This window comes from Micromonospora sp. NPDC047465 (assembly GCF_040643125.1).
Taxonomy (GTDB): Bacteria; Actinomycetota; Actinomycetes; order Mycobacteriales; family Micromonosporaceae; genus Micromonospora.
On the sequence record NZ_JBEYTP010000030.1, the window covers coordinates 61,879 to 84,664 of the forward strand.

Genomic DNA, 22,786 nt, shown 5'->3' on the forward strand with positions numbered 1-22,786 from the left:
GGAGGGCGGTGGCGGCCGCGACGACCGACCAGGCCGTCGCGGCACCACCCCGCCGCCGACCCCTGTCCCGCACACCCCATCCGAACCAGAGAGATCGAGGAACACCCGTGACCGTGACGGAACACGTCCGCCCCACCGCGGCGCCGGAGACCGCAGCCCAGGTCCTCTCCGCCGAACAGCGGTACGCCGACGAGCTGGCCTTCCTGGCCGCGTACGACGACGGCGCCCGGCCGCCGGGCTGGGCGCTGACCCCGCGCGCCGTGGTCACCTTCATCCGGGGCAGCGACGGCGAGGCGTTGAAGCTGCCCGCCGACCGGCGTACCGGTCCGGACGGCACCGAACTGCCGGACAGCATGACCATCGCGCCGAAGTTCGTCGGTGAGCGGAGCCTGGTCGAGCGGTGCGTGGTCACCCTGGCCGGTGAGCGGGGCCTGCTGCTGGTCGGCGAGCCCGGTACCGCGAAGTCCATGCTGTCCGAGCTGCTGGCCGCCGCGGTCTGCGGCACCAGCGCGCTGACCGTGCAGGGCACCGCCGGCACCACCGAGGATGCCTTCCGGTACGGCTGGAACTACGCCCTGCTGCTCGCCCAGGGCCCGACCCCGCAGGCGCTGGTCGACTCGCCGGTGCTGACCGCGATGCGCACCGGCCGGGTGGTCCGGATCGAGGAGGTCACCCGCTGCCTGCCCGAGGTGCAGGACGCGCTGGTGTCCATCCTGTCCGACCGGCGGATGAACGTCCCGGAGCTGGCCGGCAGCGAGGACGGCCTGATCCGCGCCGTGCCCGGGTTCACCGTGATCGCCACCGCCAACCTGCGGGACCGGGGCGTGTCGGAGATGTCCTCGGCCCTCAAGCGCCGGTTCAACTTCGAGACCGTCCACCCGATCTCGGACGCGGACACCGAGACCGACCTGGTCCGCCGGCAGGCCACCGCCGCCGTGCAGCGTGCCGGCGCGGCGTACACGGTGGACGACGCGGTGCTGGACGCCCTGGTCACCGTGTTCCGCGACCTGCGTACCGGCCGGTCGGGCGAGGGCTGGGACGTGGAACGGCCCGGCACGGTCATGTCCACCGCCGAGGCGGTGCAGGTGGCGGCGTCGCTCGGCCTGGCCGCCGCGTACCTGCCCGGCGGGGACGCGCTCGACCTGGTGCCCGGGCACCTGCTCGGCGTGGTCCGCAAGGACGACCAGAACGACCACGCCCGACTGCTCGGCTACTGGGACGGCCCGGTCCGCCGCCGCGCCGAGGACGGCTCGGCGATGTGGCGTCGGCTCTGGGACCTGCGGGAGAACCTGCGGTGACGACCCTCTCCAGCACGTCGACCGGCGCGGCGCCGCCGACCGCCGCCCCGTCGACGGTCGACCCGACGACGGCCGATCCGCGAGCCGTGGTCGACGCGCTCGCCGGTTCGGTCCGGCCGTACCTGATCGGGGTGCGGCATCACAGCCCGGCCCTCGCCGCGGTGGTCCCGGCACTGCTGGACGCCGCCGGCGCCGAGGTGGTCTGTATCGAGCTGCCGGCCGACTTCCAGGGCTGGCTGCCGTACCTGTCCGACCCGGCCGCCCGGGCCCCGCTGGCCCTGGTGGGCAGCCACGGCACGGACGGGCCGATGGGCTTCTACCCGTTCGCCGACTTCTCCCCGGAACTGGCCGCGATCCGCTGGGCCCGGCAGCGCGGCGTCGAGGTGGTCTGCTGCGACCTGCCGCTGGCCGATCCCGGCTGGACCGCCGACAGCACCGACCCGGCCACCGAACCCGACCCGACTGCCGGTTCCGTGCCGACCGCCGATCCCGACCCGGACGCCGGTGAGCCGGTGCCCGGCCTGCGCCGGTCCGGCTACGCCGTCGCGCTCAGCGCCAGCGGCACCGGCCGGGACGGCGACGACCTGTGGGACCGGGTGGTCGAGGTGCGTGCCCCGGGCTGCCCACCGGAGGCGGTCCGCCGGGCCGCCCTCGGCGTCGGCTGGGCGATGCGTACCGACAGCGCCAGCGGCGACGGCGTGCCGGCCCGGGACCTGGCCCGCGAGCGGCACATGCGCCGGGTGCTGGCCGAGGCCGGCGCAGCCGGCCGGCGGGTCGCCGCCGTCATCGGCGCCTTCCACGCCCCGGCCCTGCTCGCCGCCCCGTCGACCGACGCCGGCGACGGCCCGGCCCGGTCGGCCGGCCCGGTCGGCGGAGAGCTGGTGTCGACCGCCGGTGGCGCCGCCGCGTCCACCCGGCCCGTCGTCGCCCCGGCCGGTCCGGTGCGGTCCGTGACGACCCAACCCGGGTCGGCCACCACCAACGGCGGCGGCACGGCGGTCACCTCGCTGGTGCCGTACGCGTTCGACCTGCTCGACTCCCGGTCCGGCTACCCGGCCGGGATCCGCGACCCGCGCTGGCAGCAGTCCGTCTTCACCGCTGGCGGCGACCCGGAACTGATCCGCGCCGCCGCCGCCCGGGCGGTCACCGACCTGTGCCGGGAACTCCGCTCGGCCGGTCACACCGCCGGTACCGGCGAGGCCGCCGAGACGGTACGGCTGGCCGGCGACCTGGCGCGGCTGCGGGACCTGCCCGCCCCCGGCCGGGGCGAGGTGCTGGAGGCGGTGACCACCGTGCTCGGTCAGGGTGAACTGCTCGGCCGCGGCCGGGCGCTGGCGAAGGCGCTGGAGACCGTGCTGGTCGGTGCCGAGCGGGGCCGGGTCGCCCCCGGTACGCCGCGGTCCGGGCTCGGCCCAGCGGTCGAGGCGGAACTCACCGCGCTGCGGATGCCCAACCCGGACAGCCCGAAGTCCCGCGAGGTGCGGCTGGACCCGCTGCGCACCGAGCTGGACGGGCGGCGGGAGATCCTGCTGCAACGCCTCCAGATCTGCGGCGTCGGCTACGGCGAGCCGATCGCGGTGTCCGGGACCGGCGACGGTGCCGCCCTGACCACCCGCTGGCAACTGGCCTGGACGCCGTCCGTGGCGGCCCGGCTGGACCTGGTCGGCGTACGCGGGGTGACCGCGGCGCTGGCCGCGGCCGGCACCCTGCGGGAGCGGTTCCGCCGGGAGGCCGCCGACGGCGGCCCCACCGCCGCTCAGCTGCTCACCGGGCTACGCGACGCCGCCCGGTGCGACCTGCCCGAACTGGTCACCGACCGGCTCGAGTTGGCGGCCGCGGTGCTGCCGGGCACCGGCACGCTGCCCGAGCTGCTGGCCGCACTGGACCTGCTGGAGGCGCTGCGCCGGGAACACCTGCCCGGCACCACCGCCGACGGTCGGGCCCGGGCGGCCGAGCTGGCCGTCGTGCTGCTGGACGCGGCGGTCCGCGGGCTGCCCGGCCTGGCCGGCAGCGACGCCGCGGCCGATGCCGCCGCGCTGGTGGACCTCGCGGTCCGGGCCGGCGAGGACCGGATCGGCCTACGCCTGGACGAGGCCCTCGCCTACCTGGCCCGGGCCGGTTCGTCGCTGATCCAGGGTGCCGCCCTGGCCGCCCGGGTGCTGCTCGACCTGACCGACCTGGAAACCCTGGGCACACGGGTGGCCGGCTGGATCGACGCGGCGACCGGGCCGGACACCCGTCGGCACCTGCACCGGCTGCTCGGTGGTCTGCTCATCGCGGCGCATCCGCTGCTGCAGTCCGCCCCGGCCGCGCTGGACCCGCTGCTGGAGCGGATCGAGCGGCTCACCGACACCGAGTTCCTGGACCGGCTGCCGGCGCTGCGTGGCGGGTTCGACGTGCTCACCCCGGCGGCCCGGGGGCGGCTGCTGCACACCGTCGCCGAACGGCTGGGTGACCGACTCGATCTGGCCCTGTCCGCCGCGCCCGAGCTGCTGGCCCGCTGGGCCGCCGCCGACGCGGCCGGCCGGGCCGCCCTGGTCGCCCGCGACATCCCGATCCCGGGCACGCCGACCGGCGCCGCCGACGTCGAGCGCGGGCCGGGCACGCCGACCGGCGCCGCCGACGTCGAACCCGGGGCGGGCACGCCGGCCGCCTGGCTCACCGCCACGGACCGGTGGCGGCTGCTGCTCGGCCGCCAACCCGACCGGTTGCCGACCGACGCCCGCCGCTACGCCCGCGCCCTGGACGAGCTGTACGGGGCGGGTCAGGGCGAGGGGGCCACCGACCTCGGCCAGGCGGCCGGCGGCGGCCAGGACGCCTCCTTCCCGACCGCGCGCGAGTGGGCCGACGAACTCGAGGCGCTGTTCGGCACCGCGGTGCGCGAGGAGGTCATCGCCCGGGCGGCCGAGAGCGGCCGTACCGACGTGCTCACCGAACTCGACCCGGCCGCGGTACGCCCCTCGATGGAGCTGCTGACCTCGGTGCTGTCGCTGGCCGGTGGCCTGCCCGAGGGGCAGCTGGCCAAGCTGCGGCCACTGGTCCGGCGGCTGGTCGAGGAGCTGACCAGGCAGTTGGCCACCCAGGTTCGTCCGGCGCTGACCGGGCTGACGAATCCGCGTCCGTCCCGCCGTCCCGGCGGCCGGATCAACCTCGCCCGTACGCTGCGGGCGAACCTGGCGCACACCCAGCGGCTCGGCGACGGCCGGACGGTGGTGGTGCCGGAACGTCCGGTCTTCAACACCCGGACCCGCAAGGAGGCCGACTGGCGGCTGGTGCTGGTGGTCGACGTGTCCGGCTCGATGGAGGCGTCGGTGGTGTGGTCGGCGTTGACCGCCGCCGTGCTGGCCGGGGTGCCCACCCTGTCCACCCACTTCCTCGCCTTCTCCACCGAGGTGGTCGACCTGACCGACCGGGTCGACGACCCGCTGTCGCTGCTGCTGGAGGTGCGCGTCGGCGGCGGTACGCACATCGCCGCCGGGCTGGCCCACGCCCGCTCGCTGGTGACCGTGCCGAGCCGCACCATCGTCGCGGTGGTCAGCGACTTCGAGGAGGGCTACCCGCTGGCCGGGCTGCTCGGCGAGGTCCGCACGCTGGCCAGCTCCGGCGTGCATCTGCTCGGCTGTGCCGCGCTGAACGACAGGGGAGTGCCCTGCTACTCGGTACCGGTCGCCGAGCAGCTCGTCGCGGCGGGGATGCCGGTCGCCGCTCTCAGCCCGCTCGAACTCGCCCGCTGGGTGGGCGACCGTGTACGCGGAGGATCACGTTGACGGACCGCACATCCACCGCCGTGGACACCGACCGGCTGCCGCCGGTGCTGCCGGGGGTCGCCGCCGCGGCGGTGGCGGCCCTGCCGTCCCGGCTGCACAAGCGGCTGGACGCCACTGTCGAACGGCTGGCCGGTGTACCGGTCGGCCGGGTCGACGGCGGCGTGTCGGTCGACTGCGGCGCCGAGGCCCTGGTCACCCTGACGCCCGGACCGACCGGCGCGGTCACCGACCCGCACCAGGCAAGGTGCAGCTGCCTGCTGTCGCCCCGCTGCCTGCACCGGACCGCGGTCCTGGTCGCCTGCCCGGTCGCCGACCCGGCCACCCACCCCGATCCGGTGTCCACCACCGCCGCGTCGTCCACTTCGGATGACGTCGGCGCGGCCACCGGGCGTACCGGGAGGGCCGGGCGCACCGGAAAGACGGATGGCGCGGCCGCCGGTCGTGCCGGACGGAGCGCGGCACCGACGAAGGCGCAACGGGCCGCCGCCGGCGCGCTGTGGCGGGCAGCCGCCGCGGTGCTCGCGGCCGGCGTCCCGGCCGCCGGCGCGGTCCCGCAGGCCGAACTGCTGCGGGCCGCGCACAGCGCCCGACTGGCCGGCCTGCCGCGGGCCGAGAGCGCCGCGCTGCGCACGGTACGTGGACTGCGCGCCCACCGGGGACGACAGACCGGCCATCGGCTGGCGGAACTGGTCGAGGTGCTGCACGACCTGCTGTACGTGGCCGGTCGGCTGGCCGCCGGCGATCCCGACCCGGCGCTGGTCGGCATCCTCCGGCGGGCCTACCAGCCGGACGGCACGCTGGAGGTGTACGGCGTCTGCCGGGAACCGGTGATCAGCGCGACCGGGTACGCCGGGGTGGTCACCCACCTGGTCGCCGCCGACGGGCGCCAGCTCTCCTTCGGCGACGTGAAGCCGGGCGGCCCGGACCGGGCGCAGGACTGCGCCCGGGCGGTCACCGAGATGGGCGCGGTCGCGGTCAACCACGCGGTGCTGGCCCGCGGCGGCCTGCGGATCACCGGCACCACCGTCTCCCCGGACGGCCGGCTCGGTGCCGGCAAGGGGGTCCGAGCCACCCCGATCACCGGGACCGACTGGTCCACCGGGCCCCTGGCGGAACTGTTCGCCCGCCCGCTCGCCGAGGTGGTGACCGCTCAACTCGCCGCCGACGATCCGGAGGACCCGGCCCGGGCCGGGACCGCGCTGGTCGGCTGTGACCTGATGGTGGTCGGTGCCGCCGGGGACCAGGTGCTGGCCCGGGAGCTGGCCCCCGCCACCGACGCCGGACCGGACCGCGCGCCGGTGCCGGATGGGCCGGTGATCCGGCTGGTGCCGGTCAACTCCCACCCGGTGCTGGCCCACGTGGCGAACCTGCGGCGGCTCGCCTCCAGGCCGGGCCTGCGGATCCGGGTGGTCGGCCGGCTGGACCCGGACCGGGCCAGCACGCTGCACCCGCTCGCGGTCGGCCCGGTGCCCGGTGCCGCCACGACGCTGCGGCTGCCGGCGGACTGGCACGGCCGGGCGGACCTCGGCTACGACCAGATCCAGGGCGGCCACCTGCCGCCGCGCGACCCGGCCGCGATGACCGACCCGGTTCTCGCCGTCGGTGCCGACGCGGTTGCGGAGTCCCCGCTGTGGCGGGTCCGCCGGCTGGTGGAGCTGGCCGTCTCCGGTGGTCGCCGCGCCGTCGGCGAGGCGGCCCGGGGCGAGGGCGCCGGGCTGGCCGGTCCGCTGCGCCGCGCCGGCTTCACCACCGCCGCCGCGGTGGCCGCCGCGCTCGCCGACGAGTCCGACCGGCGCGGCCGGGACGCGTTCGGCCGGCTCGCCGATCCCGACCCGGACCGGTACGCCTGGGCCTGGCTCGCCGCGACCGCCCACCTCGCCGCCACCGAGCGGGAGCTGATCCGGTCCTCCTGGACTGGCCCACCGGTTGGCTGACCTGCCGGAATCCGGGGGCGATCGAGCTCCCGGCCGGTGGGTGGCAGGCCAGGTGATGCGAAACACGACCCGGACCACCTGCGCCCCGGCGCCCGCCCGAACCCGGGCGGGCGCCGACCCTCGGGCGGAGGGCAGCAGGTCCAGGCCCTCGTCGCCGAGGGCAACAACATCCGGGTTCGGATCCGGCTCAGTACCACCGGCGGCTGGCCGGGCAGGTGCGGCCGGAACGACGCCCCAGCCCTTGGCGGCCAGGCCCGCGGCGAGCGCGGGTGGCAGCGCGGCGATACGCGCGAATGACTATTCCCGCAGCTCGACCGGCGCGTTGTCGCTGCGCTGCTGCCGCCGAACCTGACTGCTCACCGTCGCGCGGGCCCCACGGGCGGCGGGAGCTGGCCGCCGGGCGGCCTTGTCCACGTCCCCGGAGACGGCGTCGGGCGGACCCGGTCGGCAGGTGCCAGGCGTTTCCGCAGCCAGCCGGCTACGGTCGCCCGCGCCGGCGCGGCGATGCCGTGGCCGACCGGGTCGCGGCGGGCGAGGGTCGCGGCACCGGCCTCGGTGTGCAGGTAGTTCCAGGTGCGGTCGAGCAGTTCCCGTGGGATGACGCTGTCGTGTTCGCCCTGGGCCACGACGACGGGCACGCCGGCCAGCCGGCCGGGCGTGGTCGGGACGCCGGCGTCGAACGGCAGCGTCCCGTACAGGATCGCGGCGCCGGCGTAGCGGCCCGGATCGTCGAGCAGCAGCCCACCGGCGAACGCGGCCCCGCCGCTGAACCCGATCAGCACCACCGGCCGGCCCGCGGGAGCGACACCGTCGAGCCAGTCGCGGAACCAGTCCATTGTCGCGCGCAACGACTCGGCGACCGGCCGGCCGATGCCGCGGTTGGCGAACCACGCGTACCCGCCGCCCTCGGCGATCGGCGCCCGCACCGCCGCGTACGTGGGGCCCACGGGCAGGTGGTCGGCCAGGCGAAGGATCTCCCGCTCGTGCGAGCCACGGCCATGCAGCAGCACCACCAGCGGGGCATCCGCATCGGTGCTGCCCGCGGTGGCCACGACCGGCGGCGCGAACGTCTGCATCGCGCTCATCACCGCACCTTCGTCCGCGCGGGCGCCGTGGGGTCCACCGGGCCCGGCAGCAGCCGGCCCGCCGTGCCGACGTCGCTCCAGCGGCGCACCTCCGCCGACAGGTCGAGGTGCTGGACGGGCGCCGCGTTGGGGCTGACGCTCATGCTGCGCCGCCCACCGGCCCGACCAGCTTCCAGCCGCTCTGCCAGCTCCACCCGTTACGGGCGTTGAGCATGATGTTCAGCAGTGCCATCTCCTCCAGCGACCGGGCCATCCGCAGCCCGCCCGCGTCGATCACCCGGTAGCCCAGGGAGGAGGCCAGCTCGGCGACCTTGTCCTTGGCGGCACCGTCGTCGCCGGCGATGAAGGCGTCCAGGGGCGCGCCGCTCTCCACCGGGTTGCTGTGGCGGCTCGCGAGGATGGTGTTGAAGGCCTTGACCACGGATGCCCCGGTCGCCTGGGCCTGAAGCTGCTCCGCAGCCGAGACGCCGCCGGTGACCAGGTCGCTGTAGGTGTCGTTGATCGGGTTCGTCACGTCGACGAGGACCTTGCCGGTCAGTGCCTCGCCCAGCTCGGTGGCGATGCCGGCGACGGCGGCGTGCGGAACGGCGAGCAGCACGAGATCTGCTCCCTGCACCGCCTCTGCGTTGGACGCAGCGGCGCTCGCACCGGCGCTGCCGGCCGCCTTCTGGGCGTGCTCGGCGCTGGTCGCCGCGATGACGACGTCGTGGCCGGCGCGCACGGCGGCGGTCGCCACAGCCCCACCGACATTGCCGGCACCCAGGATCGCGATACGCATTTCCCACTCCTTCTCTGACAACTCAGATGTTGAGTATTCAACGACTGTACGTCGGACTATTTGATCCGTCAACATCTGTAGTGTAAGGTTTCTGGCATGGTGAAGAGCGCGGTCGACCACGGGCTGGTGACGACGTTCGGGCGGCTCGTGGAGGCATACAGCGCGCTGGAGCGGCAGCTCGGCGAGGCGCTGGAGCGCGAGTGCGGCATCCCGCATACCTGGTTCGAGGCTATGCTGCGCATCGCCCGCTCGCCGGACAAACTGACGATGAGCGCCCTCGCCAGCCAGATCGCGCTCACCACGGGAGGGATGACCCGGCTCCTGGACCGGATGGTCACCGCCGGTCTCGTGGAACGCGTTCCGTGCCCCACCGATCGGCGGGTCAGCTTCGCCGCCCTCACCCCGGACGGGCGGCAGAAACTCGAGGAGGCGGCCAAGATTCACGTGCGCAACCTCGAGCGCGTCTTCGCCGACTACACCAGCGACGAGATCAAGACCCTGGACGACCTGCTCGACCGGCTCCTGCGGCGCGACCGCGAGCGGCCGGCCCACGAGGCCGCACCGTGTCCCACGCCCGGCGACGCCGCAGCCCCGGCCGGCTGACCGACAATGCCCTGACCAGTCCCTTCGGCGGGTGGACCACTTCGGGGAGACCGAAGTGGTCCACCCGCCGTCGTCCAGTTGGACGTCGATGAGGCGTCGTGGCCTTGGAACAGATGGTGGCGGACGGTCGCGGGTACCCCCGGTGCGTCGGCGTCGTTCAGCCGCAGCTGCTCCGGCCGGATCAGGACCGTGACGTCTCCGCGCGGACGGCACGAACTACTGGTGGCACTTCACGCTGGCCGCTCTCGGGCTCGTCTCGCGCTACCAACTCGTGCCCGGCGTGCACCTGCCCACCCCGGTCGTCGTGTTCTGGCTGTTCGCCCTCGGCTGGGCGGCGGCCAAGCCACCACCGTCGGCCAGAAACTGTGCGTGACGCTCGCGATCGTCGCGAGCGTGCCGACGTTCTTCGGGGACCCTGGACGCGAGGCCGTCATCATCGGCGGCCTGCTCCTCATGATCTGGGTGGCCGACCTGCCCAGCGTGCCCCTGCTCAACCGGGTCGCCGCGGCGCTGGCCGCGAGTTCGATCTACATCTACCTCATTCACTGGCAGATCTTCCGGCCCGTCGATGACATCTCACTGCCCCTGGCGCTGCTGGCCAGCCTGGCGTTCGGCATCGCGTACGCCATGTTCGTCCCCCCGCCTGGCCGGCAAGGCGGGGACCGTGGCGGTGCGGTGGTACACCCGAGCTGCTCACCTCGTCTCGCAGCGCCGATCGTCGCCACCAGGTTCATCGGCACGTCGATCACCTTCGGCCGCGACGAGAACCGCTGAACCCGGTACGACGGCTTCGGCAACTCCCGGAAGCGGTTCCGCAACTTCGGCCAGCGGGCGGTACGTCGCGGTCGACCTGTGACCTTCAGAGATCCACGTCGCCGATCCTTCGCCGTCAGGTGGCGGGGCGGGATCGACATGCGCTGGTCGAGTTCCTGGCTCACCCTGCCGATCCGGCAGGCATCTTCCCGGTACACACCTCGACCTGGACACTTCAGGCGTCCCGACCGCTGTCCGCACAACTGAGCGCCGGCGGTGTTGATGATCACGGGCGAGGTGACGCGTTGCATAGCCGGATGCCGCTGAAGCCCAGCGTGCTGGCGATCACGGCGTCCCAGAAGGGCCACAGGTTGTTCAGGACGCGTAGCTGGATGCCGGCCTCGGCATGGCAGTCGAGGAGGTCGCCTACGGGCTCGGGCGGGCCGAGTGGCTCGATCGGCTCGACCGCGACGTGGGCGTGGGGTTCAGGGACACCGAAGGGCCGAAACCGATCGGCCGGCAGCCGGTAGGCGAACAGCCGGACCGTTCGCATCGCGTCCAGCCAGCCGTACTCGATGGCATGGACGCGGTCGCCGCAGCCGGCGCCGATGATGCTGGCCCGGTCGGCCGCCGTGGTGCCTGTGCGTAGCCAGGCCATCGCGCGGGGGCATTGTCGAGGGAACCAGTAATCGGGTGCCCGGTCGTGATCGACGGCCCAGACGAAGGCGTCTGGCTGTCGGGCGGTCGCGGCGACGTGCGGGAGGAACCGTTTGATTGTCGGGTCCTCGGAGAAGTGCAACACCTCGCCCGGCCCCGGTCGCATGTGGTCGTGTATACACCGGCGGCCGTGCAGGGCGATTCTGGGGTCGTGATCGGGAGGCTGCTTGACCGGCTCGGACCCGCCCTCGTGTCGTTACGTCGGCAGCGAGGGCGGGGCCGTGCACGGCGTCAGGGCTTGATGAGGACCTTGAGGCTCTTGCGGTCGTCCATGTCCTGGTAGCCGGCGGGCACGCCGTCGAGGTCGGTGGTGGCGTCGAACACCTTGCCGGGCTCGATGGTTCCGTCGAGGATGTCGGGCATCAGTTCCTCGATGTACGCGCGCACGGGAGCGGGGCCGCCGGCGAGGATGATGTTGTGGCGGAAGAGGCTGCCGAAGCCGATGGGCGCGTTCTCGTACTGGGGGACGCCGACGCGGCTGATCACGCCGCCGGGGCGGACGACGCCGACGGCCTGCTCGTAGGCGGACATGTGGCCGACGGCTTCGAGCACGGCGTGGGTGCCGTGGCCGCCGGTCAGTTCCCGGACCTTGGCGATGCCCTCGTCGCCGCGCTCGGTGACCACGTCGGTGGCGCCGAATTCGGTGCCCAGGTCGGTGCGGGCCCGGTGGCGGCCCATGAGGATGATCTGCTCGGCGCCGAGGCGCTTGGCCGACAGCACGGCGAGGAGCCCGACGGCGCCGTCGCCGATGACGGTGACGGAGCTGCCCTTGCGCACGCCGCCCTTGATGGCGGCGTGGTAGCCGGTGCCGAAGACGTCGGCGAGCGTGAGCAGCGACGGGATGAGCGCGGAGTCCGCGGCGACGGGCAGCTTGACGAGGGTGCCGTCGGCGAGGGGGATCCGGATCGCTTCGGCCTGCCCGCCTTCGTCGGGGATGCCGTCCAGGAAGTTGGCCTGGGGGTGGGAGCAGGAGGTCTGCAGGTTCTCGCGGCAGAACCGGCAGGTGTTGTCGGAGATGGCGAACGGGGCGACGACCAGGTCACCGCGCTTGAGGGTGGTCACCTCCGAGCCGGTGTCCTCGACGATGCCGATCAGTTCGTGTCCCATCCGGGCCGGGCCGGTCTCACGGGACATCGAGTGGTACGGGTGCAGGTCGCTGCCGCAGATACAGGACGCCGTGATCCGCAGCAGCGCGTCGGTGGGCAGCTTGATCGTGGAGTCGGGGACGTTCTCGACGCGGACATCGCCGGCACCGTACATGAGGGTTGCGCGCATGATCTTCCTTTCCTTCGATTTGTTGCGGGGGTTGTCAGACGGCGGCGTAGGTCTCGACCGCTGCGCTGGTTGTCGTGGCGTCGCCCGATTTGGGCGGACTCGCGGCGCGGCGGCGCGCGATGAGGGCCAACGCCACCGCGGGGACCACCGCCAGGACGACGATGGCCACGCCGACGGCGGCGGGGCCGGTGGCTCCGAGCGTGGAGGCCAGCGCCAGGCCCGCGATCCAGGAGCCGACGGCGGTACCGGCGTTGAACGCCGACACGGTCAGCGAGGACCCCAGCGTGGGCGCCCGCCCGGCGAAACGCACGGCCAGGGCGATCAGCACCGGGTTCGCGCCCAGCCCGAAGAACCCGAGCAGCACGACCACACCCGCGGTCAGCCACGGCATTCCCGATGCCAGGCAGATCATCCCAAGCAGGATCGCGGTGGCGACGGGCGCCACAAGCGTGACCACGTGCGGGTGAGCGTCGCCGAGACGGCCGGCGACCAGTGACCCCACCAGGGCGCCGACGCCGAACCCGACCAGCGCCAACGGCACCAGCCGTGCCGGAACACCGGCCTGGTCGGTGAGCAACGGCGCGATGTAGGAGTACGCGGCAAGCACACCACCGGTGGTCGCCGCGCAGCCGGCAAGGGCCAGCCACAGCCGCCCGGAACGCAGCCCGGACAGTTCGGAACGCACCGACACTGACCGGGCCCGTCCCTTCTCGTGGGGGACGTGACGGGAAATCAGAGCGGTGGCGGCCAGCGCCAGGACGGCGAGCGCCCAGAACGTGCCCCGCCACCCGATGAGCTGTCCGGCGAACGCGCCGAGCGGAACGCCCAGTGCCGTGGCGAGCATGCCTCCGGCGTTCACCAGACCCATGGCCCGCGCTCCGCGCGCCGGCCCGGCGACGCGGGTCGCGACCACGGCGGACAGGGCCCAGAACGCGCCGGTGGCGAACGCGGTGATCAACCGCGCCAGCAGAAGCACCGCGAAGCTGTCACCGACTGCCACCACGATATGGCCGATCGCGAAGACCACCAGCGCGAGGATGAGGGCCACGCGTTGCGGCAGCCACAGCGTGAGCATCGCCATCAGCGGCGCACCGATGATCATCCCGATCGCGAACACCGTGATCAGCAGACCCGCACGGGCGACACTGACCTGCAGGTCACCGGCGATCTCCGGCAACACACCTGCCACGATGAACTCGGTCGTGCCCATCAGGAACGTCCCCAGGGCGAGGACGTAGATCAGCAAGGGCAGCGCGGCGGAACGGGCCGCGCTCGCGCCGGACCGGGAACCGCCGTTCAGGGGAGTGGCTTCTCCCTGCATACATGAACTCCTGTGCAGCCTCGGAAACGTCTTCGCATCCATTTGAGCGCCGCACCGGGGCGTGAGAAAGGTGGCGTTTATAGGGGGTACAAGCTCTCCCCCCTCTGCCAGGTTCGTCCGGGCCTACCGTGGGAGCATGCCCGACTCGGCCGACAATCGCACCACTATCCGTGACTTCCTGATCAGCCGCCGCGCCAAGATCAGCCCGGAGCGGGCAGGGCTGCCCGCCGGTGGCCGGCGCCGTGTGCCCGGACTGCGGCGGGAAGAGGTCGCCGTCCTCGCCGGCGTCAGCACCGAGTGGTACACCAGACTGGAGAAGGGCTACATCCGCGGAATCTCCGAAGATGTCCTCGACGCCGTGGCCCGAGCACTGCACCTCGACGACGAAGAACGCACCTACCTGTTCGACCTGGCCCACGCCGCCCGGCCGAAAGCCCGCCGAAATTCCCGACGCACTGAGGCGAAGGTCGAACCCCACCTGCAGTGGCTGATCGATTCCATCACGATGTCGGCAGCATTCCTGCGCAACGGACGTCTCGACGTGGTCGCCAGCAACGCGCTCGCCCGCGCACTGCACGAACCCATGTTCAGCAGCGACACCACCACAGCCAACGGCCGAGCGAACTTCGCCCGCTACCATTTCCTCGACCCGGCATCACACGACTTCTTCGCAGACTGGGAAGCCGGCGCCGCCTCGACCGTCGCCCTGTTGCGCGCCGAGGCCGGTCGACACCCCGAGGACCGGCAACTGCGGGAACTCGTCGGCGAGCTCTGCACCCTCAGCGCCGAATTCCGGAAGATGTGGGCATCACACGACATCCGCATCCGGCACGAAGGAATCAAACGTCTGCAGCACCCTGTCGTCGGCACACTGGAGTTGACCTATCAGCCCCTCGCGCTGCCGACCCCGTCGCGCGCCGTCCACGAACTGAGCGTGTACACCGCCGAACCCGGAACGATCCACGAAGAGCGGCTGAAAATCCTCGCCACCTGGTCCGCGACCGCCATCGCAGAAGCCGCCCAACGCTCCGACTGACGACGTGGAACTCCGGCCACAAGAGCGCCGGAGAAGGGATCCGTTCTCTGGCCACAGCCCTCCCAGCCGTGCGGCGAGGATATTCAGGCGACGGCAACGTGGCGGGTCCTCAGAATCGTCAGTCATGACCATCGCCGTCCCGGTCGGTGACTTCCTGGTGCTGCCGCCGCGCCTCGACAGGACCGCCGAGCTGCTTGCTGAATCGGCCCGGCGACGGGGCCTGGCAGTGGAGCAACTGCCCCACCCGTCAGTACCAGCTCAGCTGCGGCGGGCCCGGGGTGGGCACCTCTACGGCGGACCGGCCTTCGCCGCTGCCGTCGCCGCGGACCTCGACCTGGCGATGCTCGAACCGGCCGACGACTGGCTGGTGCAGCTGCCGTACGAGTACACCCGCCGCGACATCATCCTCACCACTCTCGGCGACGCACGCTGGTCTCGTACGCCAATGTTCGTCAAGCCGCCCCGAGACAAGACCCTGACGGCCGGCGTCTACGCCGACGGCTCCCGCCTGCCCCGTGCCGAGCGTCACCCCGCCGACACTCCGGTACTGGTCAGCGAGATCGTGACGTTCCTGGTGGAGTACCGGTTGTTCGTCCTCGACGCCGCAGTGCACGCCGCCAGCCGATACGCCACCAACGGCCGGCTCGACCCGGCTCCCCTCGCCGCCTGCCCGCACCGCGCCGCCGTGCTCGACTTCGCCGTCAGCCTGCTCGACGCCTGCGCTGACAGCCTGCCCAGCGCCGTCGTTGTCGACGTCGGCCTCGCCAGCAACGCCGACCGCGGCGACGAACACTGGGCCGTGGTGGAGGCGAACATGGCCTGGTTCAGCACAAGCTACGCCGCCAACCCCGACCAGGTCCTCGACGTGGTGCTTCGGGCGGCCGGACCACGCCACCGCCTGGCTCCCCGCGACCATGCGTTCACAAGACCGCCCACCCCCTTCGGATAGCAGCCCCACGATGACCGACGTCGCCAACAACGCCCGCCTCGACGCCAGCCGGGACGTCACCACGGAGGAGGCACCCGGACAGCGCCTCGGGCAGTGACGAACGCCCGGCAGGGCGCACCCCTCGGCGGCAGAAGCGGACGGGCCGACTCGCACGGCCAAGGCGTAACGACCTGCGGCCGCGTTCGGCGGTGATCTGTGGTCCGTCGTCCAGTGCCTCAGCACCGGCAGGAGCATGTTCTCCGTCGCGGGCCTCCCGGCCGCAATTGGATTGTTCGACGAGGGCGCACGGGTGACCATGGTCGGCATGGTGGGGGATCGGTGGTGAGATCGCCGTTTCAGGGCGGGCTACCGCCGGTGGATGCGGTGGTTGGCTCCGTGGTGGAGATCGCCTGTGACGAGTCCGGATTCTCGGGCACCAACCTGCTCCATTCGACCACCCCGGTGATCACGCACGCGAGTGTCGACCTGGGCGCGGACGAGGCCATCGGGCTGATCACAGCGCTGCGGTCCGGGTTCCGGTTCTCGCCGCACGAGTTCAAGTCCGGGCAGTTCCTTCGCGGCCCAGGCGCGGGTGAAGCGCTGGAGTGGTTCCTGGCGGCGCTGAAGGGCCGCGCGCACGTCCATCTGGTCGACAAGGAGTTCTTCCTCGTAACCCGGATCGTCGACCTGCTGCTCACCGAGCCGTCGTACGCGGCCGGTACCCGCCTGACGCAGGATCACCGTCCGGCCGCTCTCGCCCTGTACCGGGCCAGGCGCTCAGGCGGAAGCGACTGGGGTGTCTTCCTGGCAGCCTTCGTCGACCTGGTCCGGATCAAACGGCGGCGGCCGGATCGCCGGACCGTGGAGCGGTTCTTCCAGGCCCGGGATGCGCTGGTACGACACGGGCTCGGCACACCGGCCGATGCTGTCCTCAACGGGCTCAGTCCGACCCGCGTGTGGTCTGTACTGACCAGGCTCGATAACGACGACCGGTCGATCCCGCCACCGCTGGAGCCGATGTTGCCGGCGCTGGCGGAAACGGTCTTGTCCTGGAGCGGCGGACAGCGGCAGGTGCTGGTGATCCACGACGAGCAGAGCGCCCTCACGGCCGACCGGTTGACCCGCCTCCGGCAGGTGCTGGCCAATGGCGGCGGACCATCGGCGGCAGACGCCGAGAGAGCTGGGGCGTTGCCGGCCGGCGTATCGCCCCTGGCTGGGCTGGTGATGGTCGACTCCCGCGACGATCCGCGGGTCCAGGTCGCCGACCTCCTCGCTGGGGTGGCCCGGCGGTTGCCGGCGATCATCAACCCCGCTCTACTTCAGCCGCTGCTCTCCCCGACCTCACTGCACGATCCCGAAGGATGACACGACGACGAGTGGCACGTCGAGATCAGCGGCCCGGAGGACGTCGTGGCACACGTCCGGCTTGGCGACGAGCCGGTCGTCATGCGCGACCCGGATGGCGATCAGCGCGTCTGTAGCCAGGTCGGTCGCCAGTCGACGCGCTCGAAGCGGCATGTCAGTGCACGGTGGTGAGATCGCTGGGACACGATCCTGTCGTACCCGGACGGCATGATGCTGGCGTAGCGATCGTGACGGCTCCCGCCGTCGGCGCGAGGAGAGGACGAGCTGGATGAGGGCCGGACCGCCGCGTTGTCTAGCCATCGATCATGACGACTATCATGCCGAGTATGTGGGGCGCACCGCTGACGGCAGGCAGTTCTTCCTCACCACTCCCTTCGAACCAGCCATCCGAGGCGACGACGACGGTCAGGAGTTTGTCGCTCTGTACCTCTTCGACTCCGAGGGCCGGTTCCTGGAGGCCAGGATCGACGCCTTCGGCCCCAGAGCCCGGATGGACCGTATGGCGCGGCGGGCGGCATGTGACGCTCGGCTGAAGGAGCTTGGAGAGCTTACGTTCACCCGTATCGAGGTCGAGCCCTTCGCGATTGCTCGGTTCGGTACAACCTTCGGCCTGATTCCCCGGGAGCCGGAGGACGACGACGACACGTGGTGGGTCACCGTCGAGCCCGGCGACTACATGGCCTTTACTGAGCCATGGGACAGCGGCGAGTACGACACCTGAGGTCCGTTCGGCGGGTGCACACGATTCGGCGAGCTCGTGGTTCGTACTGCTGGGCTCGCCACCTTGCCTTGCTCGGCCGCCTGTAGATGGTCAGGGTCGACTTCTGCGGGGGTTCTCAGGGTCGCGGGCGGGGGTTCCGCCGGAGGCACCATGATCCGGTGCGCGACCATGATCTTCAGCATGATGAAGGCAGCGAAGTTCGCTCTGATCGCCGGGCCGCTCGCGATGGGCGGCTACGGCGTGGCCCGTATCATCGGCAGACTCGACAACATGTACGGGCCGGGTTTCGACTGGCAACTCGCCCACTTCCTCGGCTTGGCCGGCTTCCTCCTGTTCGTGTTGCTGGTCCTGGGGCTGCGGACGCTACTGCCCGCCGGGGCGGTCCGCGAAGTGGTGGTCGGCGCGACTCTGCTCGGTCTGGCGGCATCCGTGGTCCAGTTCGGAGCAGACATCGTGCAGGCATTCATGGCTGCCGACAAGGAAGAGCTGCGGAGCCTGCAGCACGACTTCTCCGGCCTACCCGGCGTGCGACCCGCGATCTACGACGTCGGGCCACTGTTCTTCTTCGTCGGGATCGTGCTGGTCGCCGTGCTGGCCGCCAGGGCGGGCCGGCTGCCGTGGTGGAGTCCGGTGGTCATGCTCGTCGGGGTGCTGCTGCCGCCGGTGAACTTGGATCTGATGCCGTTGGCCGGGCTGTTGATGCTGGTGGCACTGCTGCCGCTGCGGCGTTCGCTTCGGCAGGTATCGGCGGGCTGAGCCTGCAGAGCCCTTGGCTGTGAGCGTATCGACCGCCCCGAACCACTGACACGCCCGACGACCACCACGCCAGCCGACCTTTGCCTCGAGAGTCCGTCCCTGCGGATCACGTCTCCATCCGTCTGTCGGAACGGTGGGTCAACGCACGTGTTCGGGGCGTACGCCGATGCCGACCAGCCGGGCGGGGAGGGCTTGCAGTGCCGGGAACCGCGTCGCCAGGCGTATCGGTGCCGGGGCGTCGATCCGGCCGCTGGCGTGCAGCAGCGGGTCGACGACGCGCCGCTGCGCGGCGCGCTGGAGGTTCTGCGTCAGCACCGTCGGGAGGTGCCGGCGCTTCTGCACCGCGGCGAGGTCGGCTTCGGTGACCGGCTGCCCGGCGGCGAGGTTCGGGCCCAGCATCCGGGCGGTGGCCGCGGCGTCCTGCACCGCCAGGTTGATGCCGACGCCGCCGATCGGGGACATGGCGTGTGCCGCGTCGCCGATGAGCAGCGCGCCGGGCACGTGCCAGCGTTGCAGCCGGTTGACCTTCACCGTCAGTAGTTTGACGTCGTCCCAGGTGGCGAGTTCACCGACTCGGTCTGCGAGGACGGGGTGCCGCCGGATCACCTGCTGCCGCAGCGCCTCCAGCCCGGCTGCGCGGATCTCGTCGTAGCCGCCCTTGGCGATGACGTACGCGCACTGGTAGTAGTCGCCGCGGTCGATGGCGAGCATCAGCCCGCCGGCGCCGACCCGCATCGCCAGGCCCTCGCCGTCGTCTGCGCGGCGCGAGATCCGGAACCACAGCACGTCCATGGGCGCGCCGTAGTCGACGGGCCGCAGGCCGAGCTCCCGGCGTACCACCGAATCACGGCCGTCGCAGGCGACAGTGAGCGACGCCTCGATCTCCAGTTCGCCCTCCGGGCTCATGGCGCGCACGCCGGTGACGGTGCCGGACGGGTCGCGGAGCAGGCTCGTCACGGTGGTGGAACGAAGCAGCGTGAAGGTGGGGAACCTCGCCGCCTCGGTTGCGAGCATCTCCAGGAAGTCCCACTGGGGAACGAAGTACAGGTAGTTGTGTGGCGTCGGCAGGCGCGTGAAGTCCGCGACGGTGTAGGTGCCGTCGTCGAAGGTGACGCGCAACGCGCCGGCCTTGCGCCCGGGCAGCACCGCCATTCGTTCGCCGAGCCCGATCTCGTCGAGCATGTTCAGTGTGGAGGGATGCACCGTGTCGCCGCGGAAGTCCCGGAGGAAGTCGGCGTGCTTCTCCAGCACGGTGACCTCCACACCCTGCCGGGCGAGCAGCAGCCCCAGGACGAGCCCCGCGGGCCCGCCACCGACGACGCAGACACTGGCCTTCATGGGTAACCTCCAATCGCAACTCGTGTTGCCTTTGAGTCTGCCGAATGGGATGGTGTAACGCAACAGTCGGTGCGTTAAAGGAGGTGTCCGATGTCTGCCGGTCAGCGACCGGGCGGGCGCAGCGCCCGTGTCCGGGCCGCGGTCCTCACGGCCGCCCGTGGCCTCCTCGCTGACGGGTACGCCGAGCTGACCGTCGAACGGATTGCCCAGGCGGCCGGCGTCAACAAGACGTCGGTCTACCGCCGGTGGACCGACCTGGAAGGCGTCCTCGGCGACCTGCTCAGCGAGTACGCCAGTGAGGTCGTCCCGATCCCGGACACCGGCGACCTCGGCACCGACCTCGAGGAACTGGCGTTGCTGATCCGGCGCGGCATGACCGGCGGACCCGGCGAGCTGATCACGGCCCTGGCCGCGGCCGCGCCCCGCAACCCGCGCGCCGCGCAGATCGTCCGCGGCTTCTTCGCCGAACGGTTCGGCCTGGCCGAGGCCGTCGTCGACCACGCCGTCGCCCGCGGCGAACTGGCTGAGGGCACCGATGCCCGGGCCGCGATCGAGGTCCTGGGCGCGCCCTTCTTCCTGCGGCTGCTCGTCATCGACGAACCCATCGACGAGGAGTTCGCCCGACGTGCCGCCGCCGCGGCCGCCGCAGCCCTCCGCGCCGGCGTCTTCAGTCCGGCGCGAGAACCTCGTCCCGCCATGGGCGCGAGTGCAGTGCCGCCCGCCGGCCGTCCGGGTCGGCAGCGCGGTCCCAGTCGGTGATGACCTCGATATGCACGTCGAACCGCGACGCAAGAGCCCCGGTTATGACGGTGCCGTGGGAGCCGGGGTCGTGGCCGGCGGACTCGCGTTCGGCCAGCTCCAGCCGCAGTACCGCCGGCACCGGTTGGGATAGGGCTTGCCTACCTCTGTGCTGCCAAGGCCACCTGGGGTCGCTTCCACCGGAGACGCGGCGGGCGATCGATGCGGCAATCACTCGTGGAGCGATACCTGGTCCTCGTGATGCGAGAAGCGATCCGCCGATCCTGCTACCCCAGGCCATGGGCGTACTCCAATTCCGCTCCCACGCCGGGCTGATGTACGCGCCGGTTGCGCGAGTAGCCACCCCACCTTGGTGCCATGAGCGTGCGGTCGGTCAAAGTACGTTGGGCCGCCGTCCGGATCACCGTAGTGACGTCGGCAGGGCGAAAGCCGGGAAGTGTTCCGCGCCGAGGAACGACGTGATCTCCGCGATGCGCTCGTCCCTCAAGGTCAACACGGTGATCGACCAACCAAGGTGCGGGCCCGTCTGGTCGTTGCCGAGATAGAACCCGACGGCAGGCTGACCGTTCGCAGTCGTCGGACGACACCGCCAACTCCCGCAACCGGTCAGCGGGACCTGGACGGCGAAGTCGGTGACCGCCTCGATCCCGCGATACCAGTGCGCCATCGGGGGCATCGACCACGTGACGTCGCTGGTGAGCAAGGCAACGAGCGCATCGGCGTCACCGCGTTCGAACGCGGTGGAGAATCCGGCGACGATCTGCCGTACGCGAGCGTCGTCGATCTTCCGTAGGGTCTGTTGCTGGGACTGCGGTGGGACCTTCTCCGCGATCATCCGACGGGCACGGGCGAGGGCGGAGTTCACCGAGGTGGTCGAGGTGTTCATCGTGTTGGCTATCTCGGCCGCAGAGAAGCCGAGGACGTCGAAGAGCAGCAGCGCCGCCCGCTGGTTGCCCGGTAGATGTTGCAACGCGGCGGCGAAGGCAAGTTCGACGGCTTCACGCTGTTCATACCTTGCGCTGGGAACTGATCGGCCGTCGCCGAGGCCGGCGTCCGGGTAGGGGCCCAGCCAGGCGAACTCCGTCAGCGGCCGATCATCGAGCACCGCACGGTCACTGGAGGGACCGAGGTCGACGGGTAGCGGTCGCCTGCCACGGGACTCCACGTGATTCAGACAGACCCGGGTTGCGATGGTGTAGAGCCACGAGCGCAGAGAGCTGCGTTCCTCGAATCGCGCGAGTCCTCGCCAGGCCCGCAGCAGGGTTTCCTGCACCGCATCATCGGCATCATGGGTTGAGCCGAGCATGCGGTAGCAGTGGGCGTGCAACTCCCGGCGCAGCGGCTGGACCAAGCGGGTGAAGGCCTCGTCGTCACCCTCGCGCGCCCGGCCAAGATCAACATTCTCGTCGCGCACCGCAGCCGAGTCTCCAGCCAACCCAGAAGAATCTCTGCTCACGAGCGACGATTCTGCCCCGCAGCGGCGGTCTCCACTCCGGCAGACCCTCACCGCCGCAGCCAGTTACCGCTGGACCGGCGCTATCTCGCCCTGACGAACCGACACTCGACCACGACAGGAGACCTCGACATGACCGAGAAGGAAGCAAGAACCCGCATCGATCGTGGAAGCGACACCTGGTCTCGGATCCACGCAGAGCGCGCGGCACTGGCGGCCGACCTCGCGGGCCTGACTCATCAGCAGTTCGCGACGCCGTCGTTGTGCACCGGGTTGACGGTGCGCGGGGTGCTCGCTCACCTCACCGCAGGGGCAAGCCTGAACTCCTGGCGATGGCTGGCGGGGGTCATCCGTTGCAGATTCGACTTCGACAAGCAGGTGACCATGCGGCTGAACGAGCAGCTGGGCGCAACTGCCGCCGAGACACTGGAACGATTCCGCGGCATCGTCATGAGCCGGACCAAACCGCCGCTGCCGACCATGGCGATGCTCGGCGAAACGATCGTGCACGGGGAGGACATCCGGCGCCCCCTGGACATCCGCCGGCCCTACCCGATCGAGACCATCACGCAGATCGCCCGGTACTACCAGGGCTCCGACCAGGTGGTCCTGGCCAAAGGCCGCATCCGCGGCCTGCGACTCGTCGCGAACGACGGCCCCTTCACCACCGGCTCCGGGCCACTCGTGTCCGGCACCACCCTGGCACTGACCATGGCAATGACCGGGCGTACCGCGTACTGCGACGAACTCGAAGGCGACGGTGTCGCAAACCTGCGCGACCGCTGCACCCCTGTCTGATCGACATCCGTACGCGGCAACCCCTGAAGGGCCCCACGGCCATTGCGCACCCGACCGCTCATCGGCGAAGCCCCGAGAGGCGGGTTGTGTCCCGGGAGGCC

At 71.8% G+C, this 22,786-nt stretch carries 21 protein-coding genes and 1 pseudogene; 12 read left to right on the forward strand and 10 right to left on the reverse strand.

Annotated features, from left to right (window positions below; genetic code table 11):
• Positions 1-107: 107 nt before the first annotated feature.
• The 3 genes from ABZ793_RS24410 to ABZ793_RS24420 are packed head-to-tail and all read left to right on the forward strand — an operon-like array spanning position 108 to position 6,999.
• Positions 108-1,298, forward strand: coding sequence for an AAA family ATPase (locus ABZ793_RS24410; protein ID WP_357461262.1), 1,191 nt, complete (start codon positions 108-110; stop codon positions 1,296-1,298).
• Positions 1,295-5,065: a DUF5682 family protein gene (locus ABZ793_RS24415; protein ID WP_357461264.1), complete on the forward strand. Its 3,771-nt coding sequence runs from the start codon at positions 1,295-1,297 to the stop codon at positions 5,063-5,065. The genes ABZ793_RS24410 and ABZ793_RS24415 overlap by 4 nt, the downstream gene beginning before the upstream one ends.
• Entirely contained in the window at positions 5,062-6,999 is a 1,938-nt protein-coding gene (locus tag ABZ793_RS24420; RefSeq protein ID WP_357461266.1) for a hypothetical protein, read from the forward strand. Before ABZ793_RS24415 ends, ABZ793_RS24420 begins: the two co-directional genes overlap by 4 nt.
• A 356-nt stretch (positions 7,000-7,355) precedes the next feature.
• On the opposite strand, the gene ABZ793_RS24425 is transcribed toward ABZ793_RS24420, so the two are convergent.
• Genes ABZ793_RS24425 through ABZ793_RS24435 form a run of 3 tightly spaced genes read right to left on the reverse strand, consistent with a single transcriptional unit; the run spans position 7,356 to position 8,862 of the window.
• Positions 7,356-8,084, reverse strand: coding sequence for a hypothetical protein (locus ABZ793_RS24425; protein ID WP_357461268.1), 729 nt, complete (start codon positions 8,082-8,084; stop codon positions 7,356-7,358).
• The gene (locus ABZ793_RS24430; protein WP_357461270.1) at positions 8,084-8,227 is read right to left on the reverse strand and encodes a hypothetical protein; all 144 of its coding nucleotides are present in this window, start codon (positions 8,225-8,227) and stop codon (positions 8,084-8,086) included. The genes ABZ793_RS24425 and ABZ793_RS24430 overlap by 1 nt, the downstream gene beginning before the upstream one ends.
• Positions 8,224-8,862, reverse strand: coding sequence for an NAD(P)-binding domain-containing protein (locus tag ABZ793_RS24435; RefSeq protein WP_357461272.1), 639 nt, complete (start codon positions 8,860-8,862; stop codon positions 8,224-8,226). The genes ABZ793_RS24430 and ABZ793_RS24435 overlap by 4 nt, the downstream gene beginning before the upstream one ends.
• A gap of 96 nt (positions 8,863-8,958) precedes the next feature.
• On the opposite strand from ABZ793_RS24435, the gene ABZ793_RS24440 reads away from it, so the two are divergent.
• Positions 8,959-9,465: a MarR family transcriptional regulator gene (locus ABZ793_RS24440; protein WP_357461275.1), complete on the forward strand. Its 507-nt coding sequence runs from the start codon at positions 8,959-8,961 to the stop codon at positions 9,463-9,465.
• 101 nt (positions 9,466-9,566) lie between these two features.
• Here ABZ793_RS24440 and ABZ793_RS24445 read toward each other — a convergent pair.
• Positions 9,567-9,650 (reverse strand): annotated as a pseudogene (locus ABZ793_RS24445) (TOBE domain-containing protein); the annotation flags it as partial.
• A 184-nt stretch (positions 9,651-9,834) separates the two neighbouring features.
• Between ABZ793_RS24445 and ABZ793_RS24450 the strand changes: the two are divergent.
• Positions 9,835-10,239: a hypothetical protein gene (locus tag ABZ793_RS24450; protein ID WP_357461277.1), complete on the forward strand. Its 405-nt coding sequence runs from the start codon at positions 9,835-9,837 to the stop codon at positions 10,237-10,239.
• 265 nt (positions 10,240-10,504) lie between these two features.
• Here the strand turns inward: ABZ793_RS24450 and ABZ793_RS24455 are convergent, their stop codons facing one another.
• From ABZ793_RS24455 to ABZ793_RS24465, 3 genes are all read right to left on the reverse strand, one after another.
• Entirely contained in the window at positions 10,505-11,020 is a 516-nt protein-coding gene (locus ABZ793_RS24455; RefSeq protein WP_357461326.1) for a DUF6886 family protein, read from the reverse strand.
• Positions 11,021-11,166: 146 nt separating this feature from the next.
• Positions 11,167-12,210: a zinc-dependent alcohol dehydrogenase family protein gene (locus ABZ793_RS24460; protein ID WP_357461279.1), complete on the reverse strand. Its 1,044-nt coding sequence runs from the start codon at positions 12,208-12,210 to the stop codon at positions 11,167-11,169.
• A 34-nt stretch (positions 12,211-12,244) separates the two neighbouring features.
• On the reverse strand, positions 12,245-13,573 hold the full coding sequence (locus ABZ793_RS24465) for an MFS transporter (protein WP_357461281.1): 1,329 nt from the start codon (positions 13,571-13,573) through the stop codon (positions 12,245-12,247).
• A gap of 94 nt (positions 13,574-13,667) precedes the next feature.
• On the opposite strand from ABZ793_RS24465, the gene ABZ793_RS24470 reads away from it, so the two are divergent.
• The 3 genes from ABZ793_RS24470 (at position 13,668) to ABZ793_RS24480 (ending at position 16,860) form a co-directional block, all read left to right on the forward strand.
• Positions 13,668-14,567: a helix-turn-helix transcriptional regulator gene (locus ABZ793_RS24470; protein WP_357461284.1), complete on the forward strand. Its 900-nt coding sequence runs from the start codon at positions 13,668-13,670 to the stop codon at positions 14,565-14,567.
• 124 nt (positions 14,568-14,691) lie between these two features.
• Positions 14,692-15,516 (forward strand): ATP-grasp domain-containing protein, encoded by an 825-nt coding sequence (locus tag ABZ793_RS24475; RefSeq protein WP_357461286.1) that lies wholly within the window; start codon positions 14,692-14,694, stop codon positions 15,514-15,516.
• 375 nt (positions 15,517-15,891) lie between these two features.
• Positions 15,892-16,860 (forward strand): DUF3800 domain-containing protein, encoded by a 969-nt coding sequence (locus tag ABZ793_RS24480; RefSeq protein ID WP_357461289.1) that lies wholly within the window; start codon positions 15,892-15,894, stop codon positions 16,858-16,860.
• On the opposite strand, the gene ABZ793_RS24485 is transcribed toward ABZ793_RS24480, so the two are convergent.
• Complete coding sequence (locus tag ABZ793_RS24485) at positions 16,837-17,013, reverse strand: hypothetical protein (protein WP_357461292.1); 177 nt, start codon at positions 17,011-17,013, stop codon at positions 16,837-16,839. The genes ABZ793_RS24480 and ABZ793_RS24485 overlap by 24 nt on opposite strands.
• Before the next feature lie 115 nt (positions 17,014-17,128).
• Here ABZ793_RS24485 and ABZ793_RS24490 point away from each other — a divergent pair, with 115 nt between their 5' ends.
• A complete protein-coding gene (locus ABZ793_RS24490) occupies positions 17,129-17,581 on the forward strand; it encodes a hypothetical protein (protein WP_357461294.1) in 453 nt (150 codons plus the stop codon).
• 168 nt (positions 17,582-17,749) lie between these two features.
• Positions 17,750-18,337: a hypothetical protein gene (locus ABZ793_RS24495; protein ID WP_357461297.1), complete on the forward strand. Its 588-nt coding sequence runs from the start codon at positions 17,750-17,752 to the stop codon at positions 18,335-18,337.
• 138 nt (positions 18,338-18,475) lie between these two features.
• On the opposite strand, the gene ABZ793_RS24500 is transcribed toward ABZ793_RS24495, so the two are convergent.
• Positions 18,476-19,675 (reverse strand): FAD-dependent oxidoreductase, encoded by a 1,200-nt coding sequence (locus ABZ793_RS24500; RefSeq protein ID WP_357461299.1) that lies wholly within the window; start codon positions 19,673-19,675, stop codon positions 18,476-18,478.
• 90 nt (positions 19,676-19,765) lie between these two features.
• On the opposite strand from ABZ793_RS24500, the gene ABZ793_RS24505 reads away from it, so the two are divergent.
• Positions 19,766-20,434, forward strand: coding sequence for a TetR/AcrR family transcriptional regulator (locus ABZ793_RS24505; RefSeq protein ID WP_357461301.1), 669 nt, complete (start codon positions 19,766-19,768; stop codon positions 20,432-20,434).
• A gap of 400 nt (positions 20,435-20,834) precedes the next feature.
• Here the strand turns inward: ABZ793_RS24505 and ABZ793_RS24510 are convergent, their stop codons facing one another.
• Positions 20,835-21,848 carry a sigma-70 family RNA polymerase sigma factor gene (locus ABZ793_RS24510; protein ID WP_357461303.1) on the reverse strand — a complete coding sequence of 338 codons (1,014 nt, stop codon included), beginning with the start codon at positions 21,846-21,848 and terminating at the stop codon, positions 20,835-20,837.
• Positions 21,849-22,019: 171 nt separating this feature from the next.
• Between ABZ793_RS24510 and ABZ793_RS24515 the strand changes: the two genes are divergently transcribed.
• Positions 22,020-22,685 (forward strand): maleylpyruvate isomerase family mycothiol-dependent enzyme, encoded by a 666-nt coding sequence (locus ABZ793_RS24515; protein WP_357461305.1) that lies wholly within the window; start codon positions 22,020-22,022, stop codon positions 22,683-22,685.
• Positions 22,686-22,786: the final 101 nt, after the last annotated feature.

What these genes read in the sequence shown, in the direction of transcription:
- ABZ793_RS24425 (WP_357461268.1), bottom strand. Translation starts at nt 8,084, where the DNA reads ATGAGCGCGATGCAGACGTTCGCGCCGCCGGTCGTGGCCACCGCGGGC.
- ABZ793_RS24430 (WP_357461270.1), bottom strand. Translation starts at nt 8,227, where the DNA reads ATGAGCGTCAGCCCCAACGCGGCGCCCGTCCAGCACCTCGACCTGTCG.
- ABZ793_RS24435 (WP_357461272.1), bottom strand. Translation starts at nt 8,862, where the DNA reads ATGCGTATCGCGATCCTGGGTGCCGGCAATGTCGGTGGGGCTGTGGCG.
- ABZ793_RS24440 (WP_357461275.1), top strand. Translation starts at nt 8,959, where the DNA reads ATGGTGAAGAGCGCGGTCGACCACGGGCTGGTGACGACGTTCGGGCGG.
- ABZ793_RS24460 (WP_357461279.1), bottom strand. Translation starts at nt 12,210, where the DNA reads ATGCGCGCAACCCTCATGTACGGTGCCGGCGATGTCCGCGTCGAGAAC.
- ABZ793_RS24465 (WP_357461281.1), bottom strand. Translation starts at nt 13,573, where the DNA reads ATGGATGCGAAGACGTTTCCGAGGCTGCACAGGAGTTCATGTATGCAG.
- ABZ793_RS24470 (WP_357461284.1), top strand. Translation starts at nt 13,668, where the DNA reads ATGCCCGACTCGGCCGACAATCGCACCACTATCCGTGACTTCCTGATC.
- ABZ793_RS24475 (WP_357461286.1), top strand. Translation starts at nt 14,692, where the DNA reads ATGACCATCGCCGTCCCGGTCGGTGACTTCCTGGTGCTGCCGCCGCGC.
- ABZ793_RS24485 (WP_357461292.1), bottom strand. Translation starts at nt 17,013, where the DNA reads ATGCCGCTTCGAGCGCGTCGACTGGCGACCGACCTGGCTACAGACGCG.
- ABZ793_RS24490 (WP_357461294.1), top strand. Translation starts at nt 17,129, where the DNA reads ATGAGGGCCGGACCGCCGCGTTGTCTAGCCATCGATCATGACGACTAT.
- ABZ793_RS24495 (WP_357461297.1), top strand. Translation starts at nt 17,750, where the DNA reads ATGATCTTCAGCATGATGAAGGCAGCGAAGTTCGCTCTGATCGCCGGG.
- ABZ793_RS24500 (WP_357461299.1), bottom strand. Translation starts at nt 19,675, where the DNA reads ATGAAGGCCAGTGTCTGCGTCGTCGGTGGCGGGCCCGCGGGGCTCGTC.
- ABZ793_RS24505 (WP_357461301.1), top strand. Translation starts at nt 19,766, where the DNA reads ATGTCTGCCGGTCAGCGACCGGGCGGGCGCAGCGCCCGTGTCCGGGCC.
- ABZ793_RS24515 (WP_357461305.1), top strand. Translation starts at nt 22,020, where the DNA reads ATGACCGAGAAGGAAGCAAGAACCCGCATCGATCGTGGAAGCGACACC.